Here is a 13,231-nt window from a genome sequence, read left to right on the forward strand (position 1 = left end):
AGACCTTAAAAATCTGACTGATACAATATCGGTAAGGATTTTATTCTTTTATAATTTTTAGTACTTCCGGTTTTGTCTTTGCATTTAATAAATGTAACATATATATACCTCCGGAAAGGGAACTGACATCAATAGTTGCTTGTTCAGCACGGATATCCCCTTCTTTTACTTTTTCGCCCAAAACATTATACAGTACATAGGTTTTAAACGTTTCCGACTGACTTATCGTAAGCAGTTCTTTTACCGGATTCGGGTACACTTTTAGTCCTTTTTGATTCCATTCACCTGTGCTTAATGGATTATACGCTAACTTGGCCAGAAAATGATCGTAGGTTCCATCTCGTTTTTCCACTGCATGATTTCCAAAAGTCATCGCAGAAGCATAAGAACCGGACAAATAGATTTCATTTTCCGATTTGCAATAGATATCCACCAGGCAATTTCCGTTAAACGGTAAGGCTTTTTGTCCCCAAACTGCTTCCCCTTCCGGTGTAAATTTTACCAGAAACAACGCTCCTTCAAATGGTGTCGGATTTGTTAGCACAACTTCATTTCCAAAATCGATTTGCGGAATATTTGAAAATAGTCCGGCGGCATACAAATTATTTGCTTCATCAATCGCCAGTCCCTGTATCTGATTAATGCCCGATTCATTAATCGTTGTTTTTGCCCAAAGCACATTTCCGTTTACATCATACTTAACAACAAATAGTTGTCCCGACGAACCGGGAGATTGCAAGGTTATATTGTCAAAACGGATGTCATTCACAAAATGACCGGCTGCGTATACGTTATTTTCCAAATCGGTTTTTACCGACCATAGGTGAGCGCTTTTATTTTCTGAGCTACTTCCTGCGTTACGAGCCCAGATTTCATTACCGTTAGGATCATACTTAACCAGGTATATATTTTTATCACCGGGCCCGGTAGTCGTTTTATTTAATACTATTGTTCCGAACTGAAGCGTATTGCAAACAAAATGTCCTCCAACATACACATTCCCTTCAGCGTCAATATCAAGATTGTAGGCAACAACTGTTTTCGTTTCCGCATTCGGACTTCTCGGGACTTTCACCCAAATATAATTCCCTTGACTATCCATTTTAGCGACGTAAGGTCGTAGAACCGAAGCGGTATTCGCTGTCCATCCATCATGAGTAAAACTAATCGTCCCAAATGTGGCTGTGGCTGTATTAAAAGAACCGGTCAGATAAACATTCCCGGAAGCATCAGTTTTTATTGCATTGTAAAACGCTGTAACAGCATCTTCCTGTATAATTTTCTGTGCAAAAATAGTGTTTCCGGTAGCATCCAATTTTGTTATAAATCCGCTTTTCCCGTTAGTGTTTAAAGTAAAAGAACCAAATGTAATGGCATCTTCAAATTGTCCGGTCAGGTAAATATTTCCGGTATTATCTGTAGTCACCGCAGAAGGAATATCCGTTTTGGGTCCGCCGTAATTTTTAGCCCATAACACATTTCCTTGATTATCGTATTTTATAATTGCAATCTCGCTATAATAATGGGAAGGATTATCACTCGTCAGCGTTATATCTCCGAATGATATGGAAGAACCGACAAAATCAATAACAACGATAACATCACCATTATTGTCAACAGTAACACAGCGTGCCCAATTATTCAGATTCCCGTCCATAGTCCTTACCCAATCCCAATCCGGCGTTTGGGCTCCGGTTATTTGAAAGAAAAACAATACAATAAAAAGAGTAATTATCCGCATGGTAATTTTATATTATGATCATTAAATATTGCTTTTTCAGCAGCATGATTTTATATCATTTTTTACGAATTTAAAAAAATATTCATTCTTTTAACCAAAAAACTACACTTTTAAAAACAATATCACGATTTAATATGTAAATTTTACATTTCTAAAGCAGTATAAAACAACCTGATTTTACGTCAAAAAAGAGAGGTTACTGATGATCATTAATGATGAGTTTAGCGCAAAGTCAGGAGACTTTACGCAGCGGGGCGGGGGGTGCTCAAAGTCGGGAGACTTTGCGCAGCGGGGGGCTCAGGAGACTTTGCGCAGCGGGAGACTTTGCGCAGCCGTATCGTTATAATAAAGCAGTACGGTAATTATTCCTTTATAATTTTGATGGTTTCAGATCGGGATTGCGGATTGGCTAACTCTAACAGATAAATTCCTTTTGCCAGTGAACTGAGATCAATAGTATTTATTTCTTCCCGGATCGTCCCTTCTTTCACTTTAACGCCCAACATAGTATACAAACGATACGTTTTAAATTGCTCGGGATTACTTATTGTAAGTTGCTCTTTAACCGGATTCGGATATACTTTAGTACTATTCTGATCCCAATCGGTCGTATTTAACGGGTTGTAGGCTAATTTGGCCAGAAACTGGTTGTAGTTTTCCTCCGATTTTACAATTGTATGATTTCCGAAAGTCATTCCGGTTCCATTATACGAACTGGATATATAAATATCGTTTTCGGTCACGCAATTGATATTGACAAAATTAAATTTGTTAAGCGAAAGAGCTTTTCGTCCCCAAACCGCTTCTCCTTCCGGTGTATATTTTACGACAAAAAGCGCTCCGTCGATTTCAACCGGATTGGTCAGTACGACTCCGTTTCCGAAATCAACCTGAGCATTATTAAAGATTCCGGTAGTATACAAGTTATTATTTTCGTCCGTATCAATTGAACATATTGCATTATGTCCCGCAGGAGCATTCGCATTTCTGATCCAAATCACATCCCCGTTCGGATTATACTTTACAATAAACTGTTGCTCTCCGCCTGAGGAATTCAAAGTTGTATTACCAAAATTTACACTATCCGAAAAAAAACCTGCTGTATATACATTTCCGTCCGAATCCGTTTTCACAGCACGCGCGCAGGTTTGAGTTCCTGTTGTACTTCCGGTACTTCGCACCCACATTTCATTTCCATTGGTATCATATTTTACCAGATACATATTATAATTTGCATCATTTCCAATACTCTTCGTTACTGTTATAGCTCCGAATTTCAATGTATTACATCCGAATTTTCCGCTGTTATACACATTTCCCGCGTCATCTACAGCGAGCCCGATAGATTCTACTCCGGTAAAATGCCGATGCGGACTTTGTGATGCTTTCACCCAAAGATAATTCCCGTTACCATCCATTTTAGCAACATAGGAACGATCAGAACTTAGCGCATTTTGAAATCCTTCGTTTTCAATAACAATCGCATCAAAGGTAACGGTAGGAATACTAAAAATTCCGGTCAGATAAACATTTCCGTCATTGTCGGTTTTAAGAACATTGCAGGCAATAATCTCTTCGTTGGTTATCTTCTTTACAAAAACAGTATTGCCGTTCGTATCTAATTTAGCAATATAATAGCCTAGTGTAAATGCTGTTAATGTAAAGGAATCAATCGTTATTGTTTCTTGATAGCCACCGGTGAAATAAATATTACCCGCATTATCGGTCGTTATTGCAAAAGACCAATCCGTTTTAGGTCCACCGAAACGTTTCGCCCATTTTACATTTCCCTGACTATCATACTTTACCATTGCAATATCAGAATAGTAATAAGACGGGCTATCATTATTTATCGTTATATTTCCAAATGTAATTGTTGGTTTTGTAAAATCGGTAATCACTATAACATCACCATTATTGTCAGTAGTAATGCTACGTCTCCAGTTATTATTGGTCATGTCCATATTCTTAACCCATTCCCAATCCGGTATTTGAGCATTGGCTATTTGAAAGGAAAATAATACAAGTAGCAGGGTAATGATTCGCATGGTTATTCCGGTTACAATTGATAAATAGCGCTTAATTAGTCAGGTACATTTTATACCATTTTAAACGAAAATAGAAAAATATCTATTATAATATTCCAAAAACAACAAAATAAAACAACAAAATACTTTATAACTTACTATTTTAACACACTGAAATTCCGGCAAATATCACTTTTTCACCGTCAGTGTCGCGCCGATACTGGCCGCAATTACACAGCCGATGGCAATGCCTTGTATAAGGTTAAGCTGTTCGTTTAAGAAGATCAAACCGGATAAAGCTGCAAAAGCCGGATGCAGACTCATTAATATGCTAAATGTTTTAGAAGGTAATTGACGTAAAGCTCCCATGTCCAGACTAAACGGAATGGCACTTGTGAGTAAAGCAACGGCAAGTCCTAAAAGCAATAAATTACCGTTTAATATGTACAAATCGCCACTTAACACACCAATAGGAATAACAAATAGCGATGCAAACAACATTCCTAATGTTACCGCATCACCGCTTTTCATTACTTTGGAAATTTTGCCGCCTATAACAATATAACCGGCCCAAAAAGCACCCGCCAAAATAGCAAGTACAATTCCCCACATATCCGCCGAACTGTCACCACGAGGTGTAATTAAAAAAATACCCAATCCGGCCAATAAAGCCCAAATCAGGTCAATTGCTTTACGGGACCCCATTAAAGCCAACACCAAAGGACCGAGAAACTCCAGTGTAACACCCAATCCCAACGGAATACGTTGAATAGCAAAATAGAATATCAGGTTCATGGCGCCAAGACAGGCTCCGTATCCAAGTCCTAACAAAAGCTCCTTTTGCTTTAGATTTCTGAAATCAGGTCGGAAAAATCCAAACAATACTATAGCAGACATTCCGATTCGTAAGGTCGCAACGCCGCTGATCCCCAAAACCGGGAACAATTGTTTGGCCAATGATGCCCCCGACTGTATACTGATCATTGATAACAGAACAGCGGGTATAGCCGATATACCAATCTTTTTTTTAGGTAACATTCGTATTTACAAGAGGTCTTTTCTCTTTTCTCTTTTCTCTTTTCTCTTTTCTCTTTATTCTTAACTCATTTCTCCATCCAACAAACTCATTTCCATATATACATCGGCTCTTTTGTATTTCGTTCCGTCAATCGGTTTATCAATAAAACCATACTTTCTATAAATACTCAAAGCAGTTTGCAACTGTGTTTGCGAATATAAAATTAATTTTTCCTGTTTCAGATCACGGGCAAGTTGTATTGCTGCTTCGCACAACATTTTTCCGGCTCCTAATCCCTGGTACTTTTCATCAACCGCCATTTTAGTAAACTCCATAACACCTTCATCTACTTTTCGAAGTGCCACAGTTCCCACAACTGCCTCATTATATACGGCAAATAAAATTCGTCCGCCGTCATTTAAAATCGCTTCTTCAGGATGCGTCAGCACATATTCGTCTATCGCCTCCACAACATAATATTTTTCAAGCCAGGCCTTGTTAAATGCTTCAAAATAGCATTGGTATTCGGGTTTATAATTTTCAATCGTAATCATTAAAGTAAGTTTATTCGTTACGCTACAAAATTCCGAAAAAGGATACAATGATTACAGATACAATTTTCTTATTTTTAAAGGGTACAAATTGCATTCCACCCTCTTTTTTCAATTCCGATTTAACAACACTAAGCCAAAGACGGACAAGTTATGATCATTTTACTTAATCCCGAAACAAAATGCTTTTTTTCTTCTGATAATACACTGATTTCAAGATAAAATAGTACATTTATAATCATTTTTAAGCTTAATCGAACATACGATCGATCATTATCCGATTTTTCCAAAACTAATTTAATTACTGATAAAAACGATGAGTAATAAACTTATTTTTCTGGTACTGGGCTTACTATTTATTGGGGTAGGCATATGGATTTTTCAAACACCGGTTGCTGCTTATGCAACTCTCGCCACCGTATTTAGCCTTACATTTCTGATAAATGGTATCTTAGAATTAGGCTATTATATTTCGCAAAAAGAAAAAGTTTACGGTTATGGTTGGGGTGTATCAGCCGGTATATTGGATTTGGTTTTGGGAATCTGTTTGTTGGCCAACCCGGGATTGTCGGAAATCGTATTGCCTTTCTTTATCGGTTTTATGTTATTATTCCGTTCCTCAACTATTTTCGCACTGGGCTTCGAGCTTCTTTCGTTGAAAAGACATAATTGGGGGTGGTATATGATGTTGGGTGCTTTAGGATTCCTTTTTGCGCTTTTCCTGATCTGGAATCCGCTTTTTGCCGAAGCAACAATTATCGTATGGACCTCCCTTAGTTTTATCACAATCGGGATATCCAAAATTTTGTACATCATGCTTTATCCGCAAAATATTCAACCGATTTTATAATTTATCCTGATCGGAAGGCGGATTATCCTGTTTCATTTTCCGTAACCATAAGGCAACACACCAAATCATTGTAATTCCGAAAATGATTCCTAACAGGAAATAATAATGTTCGAAAAAAGCATGAAAATAGGTTCCAATTATCAGATAGGCGGCGGCAATACACAGCTTTAGCGGAATAAATTCTGCATTCGTCCAGGTTGATTTTAATTTAAAGAAATTCATAATAATCTGTTTTTCAAAATTCAACACTACAAGTTACCAAATTATCCGATTACTTATTACGTCAATTATAAAAGAAAAACCGCCAAATCAATTGAAGTAGCGGCTTTTCCGAAGGTAGTTTAATTTTTCATCCGTTTTTTAGTCTCATCATCCTCGATATTTATTTTTCGTTTATTCTGATTTTGATCACCAAAATTATACGTAAAAGAAACATTCAGAATACGACTATCCAGATTGATATTTTCTTTCATATTAATGTTGTTAAACAACATGGTACGGTAAAACCGGCGGCTTTTAAAGATATCATTCACAGCCAGTTTTACAGTTGCTTTATCCGAAAACAGTTTTTTCTGAATACCGGCCGAAACAACGAAGAAATCTTTACGCTCAAACGTACTGTAAATCGACCTTGAATTGTATTGGAAACTGAATTCTGAAGTTAGCCCTTTGCTTAATTTCAGACTATGTTGCGAATTAAGGTCATAACTCCAGATTCCGGTTGCTACAGATGATTCATTTTGTTCACCGCTGAATTCATTGCGATACAGATTCACAAAATTGTTAGCATCCCACCAACGTGTTAGTTTTATCCCGGAAGTTAAGCTTACACCATAATTTTTTCGCGTACTTAAATTTTCAGAGCGTAATATGGTCGTATTTGTATCGTCAATTTGCGTAATAGCGTCAACAATTACATCACTTGTTGTACTGTAGAAGAAATTGATCATATGTTTATTCCGGAACGAATAGCCCCACTCTACTGAATGTGTCAACTCCGGTTGCAGATATGGATTTCCTTCATAAAATATAAACGGATCCCTGAAAAAACGGAACGGATTCAGATCATAATAATCCGGACGGTCGATTCTTCTGCTATATGATAACTGTACAACATGCTCTTCTCCGATATTTTTCTTTAGAAACAAGCTTGGAAACAATTGCGTATAATTCCTTTTCACGACAGAATTCATCGTTACCTGATTTCCTTCCGCAGCGGTATGCTCAGCCCGAAGTCCGGCCTGAACATCTATAAAACCGAAGTTTTGTTTATAGTTAATGTATCCGGCATGAATCTGCTCCTTATAAATAAAATGGTTGGTTGTACCACGATCAATGATCCAGTTTCCTCCGGAAATCGTATCATACTGCACGTCGTTATCCGATTTTACAAAACTGCTTTTCCAACCGGCTTCAAACGATAAATTTTCTTTTACCCGATACACATAATCGGCTTTGGCAACAAAAATATTGGTACCGGAAGGTGTCATCCCTCTACGAGTTGACTGATAGGCGTCCTGAACCGGCGTCTGATTAAATTGCGTGTCCAATAAGGCATTATCCCGGAATCGGGAATGGGTATAATCGACATCGGCACTAATTTCCTGCTTTTCCTGATCAAATTTGTGAAGAAAGCTACCATTATAACTCATACTATTCCACTTTGAATAATTATGATTATTGGTAAGCGCATCCGACAATAAACTATTATCCGACGATCGCACTTTATTTTCTGACATACTGTTATTCGTATAACTTCCTATACTTCCATTTACTTTGAAACCCAGAAAAGTGCGCTCCGAAAGATCATATTCCAGTCCGGCTTTAAAATTATTGGTTTTCAACGGTTCATCCGTAACGCTATACTGATTGGATACCTTATCAATTGTTTGTCGGTTCGCATCAGTATAAAAGTTCCGTTCAAAAGTAAAGGTTTCGCTTTCCCCTCTATAATATTGATCATAACTTCCGTAAAAATTATATTTTCCGGTTTTATAATTCAGGTTTAATCCGCTTCCGAAACGATTTTTTCGTCCTCTTCCATAATTGGCATTTACCGAACCGTTAAAACCGTTTCGGGCATTCTTTTTAAGTTTGATATTAATAACACCCGCATTCCCCGCAGCATCGTATTTCGCCGACGGATTGGTTATCACTTCTACCGCACTGATCGAAGAAGAGGAAGTACCTTTTAATAAATTGGTTAATTGTTGTTGTGATAAATACGTCTTTTTATCGTTGATCATTATTGTAACCCCTTGTTTTCCTCTAAGGCTGATATTGCCGTCGTTATCGACCATTACTCCGGGTGCTTTTTCCAATAATTCCAAGGCGGTATTACCTTCCGATAAGACACTATTTTCAACATTCATCACAATTTTATCCGATTGCAATTGAATCAACGGTTTTTTCGTTGTGGTTTCAATTACTACCTCATTTAACAACTTACCGTCTTCTTTTAGGTTGATCAGCGGAAGTTTATGTATAACACCGCTTTCAGCTTTTATAATTGCGGATTCATAATTCTGATAACCTAAAAAACTGGTTTTTATACTATACGTTCCCGGTGTTACGGCAAATGAAAAAGAGCCGTCGTTATCAGTTGTCACTCCGGTTACTACTTTTTTCGATTCCCAATCCAATAATACAACGTTGGCAAATGCGACCGGTAACGAATCACTGACTACTTTTCCGGTTATGGTTGTTGGGGATTCCTGTGCGTATAACGAGTATTGACTTAACAATACGAAGATCAGAAGGTAAATTTTTCTCACGATTAAGGATTTAATTGCGGTCAAAATTACCAATATTTAGACTAAATAAAAATAATAACAGTCTTAAAATATTTGTTAAATATTATATAATTTTTTCTCCTAAATACCAACATCAGAAACAAATAAAACAATATGTGATATTTTTAATTATATTTATACCTAAAATAGTACAATTTGAGAACATTAATAACTTTTTAAATCGTAAGCAAATGGTAAAAAAATTACTTTTAGTCACCGCAAGCCTTACTTTATTCTTTTTTTACGGCTGTAATGACAACGACGACGATCCAATAAATTACGCCCATGATTCGATGTTTTTTATTGATTATCGCGACTTAAATGGCGGTTCAGATGGAATGGCTGTAATCGAATTGGACCCGGAATCGCCCAATTTCGGACATATCAGCAGTAAACTTGAATTAGGTGTAGGCGTTCTTCCCCATCATATTTACTATGATTATTTTGCTCAGAAACTATACACCACAGCATTAGGCGGGAGTTATCTTTATCAAATCCGTACTGTTGAAGATGCCAACGGTAATCCTACCCTTGTAAATGCAACTCCCGTAAATACCGGAACAAGCACCGTTGGCGAAGATATTTTCTTTACCAGTGACGGGCGTTATTTTGTAACTTTTATGGGAGGTGACGGTAGCTTAAAAGGCGGAAGTGTTGGCGTATTTAATGCCAGTAATAATCAACTGATCAAAACAATATCCGGTTCAATCGACACGAATCCGAATAAATTTATCATGTATCCACATGGTATTTCAGTTAGTGAAGAAAAAGGATTGATGATGGTCACCTCAACTATACATCCGGATCTGACTTCCGGTGTTGGCAATACCTGTACGTTAATTGATCTGAATACCTATGAAATGATTGAAACGTATACCGTAGCCGATAGTCCTTCGGATATGTCTAGTCCGGTTGAAGTTTTATTATTACGTGGTCAGTTTCCTAAATTTGCTTTAGCCACTACCATGCTTGGCGGTGATATCTGGATGGCTCCGTATAATCCTGCAACCGGTAAATATGATGTTTTTACTAAAGCTTTTGACGGTTCTGCTATGGGATTGGGATGGGCATTGGAAATGTATATGGACAACAACAAGCATCTTTATGTTAGTTTCGGCGAACCCGGAAAGGTTCTGGTATTTGATATCAGTAATCTGCCTAACTTGACATTATTACGTACACTGGATGCTGATCAGGGTGCGCATCATATGGTTTTCTTTAAAACAAAATCAGGAAGAGACGTCGTTGCTGTACAAAATAATCTGCTAAATCTGCCGAATCTGAATTCCGGAACTATTACTGTGGTCGATGTTATAACCGGAGAAAAACTGGGAACTGTAGATTTGCGCAACCGCTACGGCATCTTACCCGAATCGATTGAAGGTACCGGCGGACCAAGTAATTACTTACACCATTAAAGACTTATAAAAAAGGCTGATCATAATCCGATCAGCCTTTTACTTCTTTTTTATTTTTCCAGTTCTTTAGCCGCTCTTAAAATCAGTTTTGCAATTTCATGCGGGTGCGATACCATTGAAGCATGACTTGCATCGAGTGATAATGTTTTTGCGTTCATCCTTTCGGCAAAAAAGTGCTGTGTAATTGGCGGTAACATCTGATCGCTTTCTGAAATCTGGTACCAAACCGGTAATTTTTTCCATCCGACTGAAGTCGGTTTATCTTCAAAACATTGTCCGAAAGTCGGTTTATGCGTTGCCGCCATAACCAACGCTTCTGCATCGGTACAATCATGGGCAAAACTTTCTTTAAACTTGTCTCTTTTAATCCAGAAATAACCGTTTGCATCCGGATAAATATGAGCACCTCCTGCCGGAATAGCATCTTTGGTTAACAATGTTTTCAGGTTTTCCGTTTCGTCCGGAGCAAAAGCAGCAATATAAACCAAACCAACCACATCCGGGCATTTAGCCGCTGTATCAGTAATCACAACACCGCCATAGGAATGGCCTACTAACAGTGTTTGTCCTTCCAACGAATCAATTAGTCGCTTCACAGTAGCAACATCATCTGCTAATGCTGTTAAAGGATTTTGTGCGGCTACAACAGTATAACCTGCCGCAGTTAATTCGGGTATAACGTTTTTCCAGTGCGAACCATCGCCCCAGGCTCCGTGTACCAGTACAATATTGAGTTTTCCTGACATAACCTTGCTTTTAAATTTACTATTAAAAGTACGAAAAATTCATTTTTACAAATCAGAACCTCATCATTCTTCTTATAAATTTAACACACTTTATGCTACTTTAAACCAATGTAAATCAAACTATTCGTTAAAATATTTTTCTCCTAATTGATGTAATTTTCGCAATTTAAATCCCAGTATAACCCGAAAAAGGCCGTAGGTTATAAATGCCATTGCCGTCCAGATTACAATCGTCATACCGCCAAAAAGCGGATTCCAGATCATGATAAATGAAAAAAGTAGTCCTAAAATCCCTAATATGAGTAGCCAATACCAGTCATTTACGCCAAAAGATTTCAGGTCGAATGCATAACCGATAGCCGCAATGGAACGAAACAATAACATAAAACCTACATACAAAGGTAAAACGGCCATAGATAGTTCCAAATTGGACAACAGTAAGATTCCGAATACTAAATCAATGATTCCGCCGGCCAAAATCCAACCCCAATGATCAATTGTTTTGCGATTACTTACTGAAAAGATGATTTCGAAAATCCCGTTTACAAAAAAAACGACACCAAATAATAGCGCCAATGTTACATAGGATTCCATTGGTGTTTTGAATATCCAAAATCCGAATAAAATAAACAGAATACCTACAATAACGGATAGGTACCAATGTTTTACCGCATTTTTAATGTTTCGGAATAATTGCTTTTCCATATTAATTGTTTTAAAAGTGAATACATCGCCTGATTGCTTCTTTTTACACACCCAACATCGAAATTCTCCACAGAAAGAAGTTATTATATGGCTATAATTTAGTAATTTTCTATGACTTTACAATCATTCTTAACCGGTAAGCTTATGAAAAACATTGCTTTATCTCTACTTTCCTTACTATTACTGGCTTCCTGCACTGGTGAAAAAAGAGACAAAAAAGAGACAGTTCATCAAAACGAAAAATTGATCCAACAATACTTCGATTATTTCAATCAACATAATTGGGTAAAGTTATCGGAAATGTATACTGAAACGGCCGAATTCCGGGATCCGTCATTAGGTCCGGAAGTAGTCAGACAATCCCGTTATCAGATTATCAAAAAATATACGGAATTAGCCCAGATGTTTCCGGATTTGAAAGATACGGTTTCGGCCATCTATATGGCCGGCGAACATCATGTGGTTGTGGAATTTACATCAAGCGGTACCGCGCCCGATAAAAGTCGGTTTATATTACCGATCTGCACCATTTTCACAATTGAAAACGGTGCGATCACTAAAGATTTCACTTATTATGACAACTTTGAATAAGTTATTTGTTATCGTTGTAAAAGCAGGAAATTGGCATAAAAATCAGGGATTCCGCTAGCCAGAATAGCTTCTACAGTTTCCTCAACCGGATACGGCAATTTCACCAGCTCTACAGTTAAGGTTGTCGTACCAATATCAAGTAGCAGATAGGTCGCCAAAGCTTCTCCTTCTTTAGAGCGTCCGACTGATCCGCAGTTCAGCGCCAGTTTTTCCGGTCCGTCGGGTGTATTGATCTTTCGGATATACGATTGATGTGTATGTCCCATTATCAGCACATCGGCATTTTCATCTTCCATCATTTGATACAAGTCAGCTTCATTATGATTTTCATAGATGTATTCCTCATTACTTCTTGTACTGCCGTGAACCAACAATATAGAAAGTTCTTGTCCCTGTTGAGTAAAATTCAATCGGATCTTCTGCGGTAATTTTCCTAAGAAGTCTTTATTTCCTGCTGAAATGGCATCACGTGTATGATCAACAGCCTGAATTCTGGCATTGGTTTCATCTTCGGTATGTTTTTTTAACGGAATCACTTCGTGATCATAGGCAATCCGTTCGTCGTGATTTCCCATAATACAAGGAATGCGACAGGCTTGCAATAATTCGATCACTTCATTGGGCCACGGGGCAAAATCAACAAGATCGCCCAGACAATATACCTGATCCGGTTTTCGCAAATCAAGGTCGGCCAAAATGGTTTTTAAGGCCGGAAGGTTACCGTGTACATCACTAAAAATAGCTATTCGACTCATCAATTGGGGGGTTTTATAACAAATGTACGGCATTTCG

The 13,231-nt window shown here is 37.7% G+C and carries 12 protein-coding genes; 3 read left to right on the forward strand and 9 right to left on the reverse strand.

The genetic code is table 11. The features are described from left to right. Positions 1 to 40: 40 nt before the first annotated feature. The 4 genes from NOX80_RS16560 to NOX80_RS16575 form a co-directional block, all read right to left on the reverse strand. A complete protein-coding gene (locus NOX80_RS16560; RefSeq protein ID WP_256550916.1) occupies positions 41 to 1,741 on the reverse strand; it encodes a T9SS type A sorting domain-containing protein in 1,701 nt (566 codons plus the stop codon). 362 nt (positions 1,742 to 2,103) lie between these two features. Next, positions 2,104 to 3,789 carry a T9SS type A sorting domain-containing protein gene (locus NOX80_RS16565; RefSeq protein ID WP_256550917.1) on the reverse strand — a complete coding sequence of 562 codons (1,686 nt, stop codon included), beginning with the start codon at positions 3,787 to 3,789 and terminating at the stop codon, positions 2,104 to 2,106. 168 nt (positions 3,790 to 3,957) lie between these two features. Next, positions 3,958 to 4,806, reverse strand: coding sequence for an EamA family transporter (locus tag NOX80_RS16570; protein WP_256550918.1), 849 nt, complete (start codon positions 4,804 to 4,806; stop codon positions 3,958 to 3,960). 60 nt (positions 4,807 to 4,866) lie between these two features. Further along, positions 4,867 to 5,340 carry a GNAT family N-acetyltransferase gene (locus NOX80_RS16575; protein ID WP_256550919.1) on the reverse strand — a complete coding sequence of 158 codons (474 nt, stop codon included), beginning with the start codon at positions 5,338 to 5,340 and terminating at the stop codon, positions 4,867 to 4,869. Between the two features lie 313 nt (positions 5,341 to 5,653). Between NOX80_RS16575 and NOX80_RS16580 the strand changes: the two genes are divergently transcribed. After that, positions 5,654 to 6,187, forward strand: a complete 534-nt coding sequence (locus NOX80_RS16580) for an HdeD family acid-resistance protein (RefSeq protein WP_256550920.1) — start codon at positions 5,654 to 5,656, stop codon at positions 6,185 to 6,187. Here NOX80_RS16580 and NOX80_RS16585 read toward each other — a convergent pair. Beyond that, entirely contained in the window at positions 6,182 to 6,409 is a 228-nt protein-coding gene (locus tag NOX80_RS16585; protein ID WP_256550921.1) for a hypothetical protein, read from the reverse strand. The genes NOX80_RS16580 and NOX80_RS16585 overlap by 6 nt on opposite strands. Before the next feature lie 119 nt (positions 6,410 to 6,528). Further along, the gene (locus NOX80_RS16590; RefSeq protein ID WP_256550922.1) at positions 6,529 to 8,961 is read right to left on the reverse strand and encodes an outer membrane beta-barrel protein; all 2,433 of its coding nucleotides are present in this window, start codon (positions 8,959 to 8,961) and stop codon (positions 6,529 to 6,531) included. Between the two features lie 209 nt (positions 8,962 to 9,170). Here NOX80_RS16590 and NOX80_RS16595 point away from each other — a divergent pair, with 209 nt between their 5' ends. Further along, entirely contained in the window at positions 9,171 to 10,397 is a 1,227-nt protein-coding gene (locus tag NOX80_RS16595; RefSeq protein WP_256550923.1) for a hypothetical protein, read from the forward strand. Between the two features lie 50 nt (positions 10,398 to 10,447). On the opposite strand, the gene NOX80_RS16600 is transcribed toward NOX80_RS16595, so the two are convergent. Together NOX80_RS16600 and NOX80_RS16605 are read right to left on the reverse strand one after the other, a co-directional pair. Continuing rightward, entirely contained in the window at positions 10,448 to 11,143 is a 696-nt protein-coding gene (locus NOX80_RS16600) for an alpha/beta fold hydrolase (RefSeq protein WP_256550924.1), read from the reverse strand. A 120-nt stretch (positions 11,144 to 11,263) separates the two neighbouring features. Then, positions 11,264 to 11,848 (reverse strand): HdeD family acid-resistance protein, encoded by a 585-nt coding sequence (locus NOX80_RS16605; protein ID WP_256550926.1) that lies wholly within the window; start codon positions 11,846 to 11,848, stop codon positions 11,264 to 11,266. Between the two features lie 144 nt (positions 11,849 to 11,992). On the opposite strand from NOX80_RS16605, the gene NOX80_RS16610 reads away from it, so the two are divergent. Next, positions 11,993 to 12,439, forward strand: coding sequence for a nuclear transport factor 2 family protein (locus NOX80_RS16610; RefSeq protein WP_256550927.1), 447 nt, complete (start codon positions 11,993 to 11,995; stop codon positions 12,437 to 12,439). Positions 12,440 to 12,447: 8 nt separating this feature from the next. Here NOX80_RS16610 and NOX80_RS16615 read toward each other — a convergent pair whose 3' ends face one another. Further along, positions 12,448 to 13,194, reverse strand: coding sequence for a metallophosphoesterase family protein (locus NOX80_RS16615; RefSeq protein ID WP_256550928.1), 747 nt, complete (start codon positions 13,192 to 13,194; stop codon positions 12,448 to 12,450). Positions 13,195 to 13,231 lie beyond the last annotated feature (37 nt).

This window comes from Flavobacterium cerinum (assembly GCF_024496085.1).
GTDB lineage: Bacteria > Bacteroidota > Bacteroidia > Flavobacteriales > Flavobacteriaceae > Flavobacterium > Flavobacterium cerinum_A.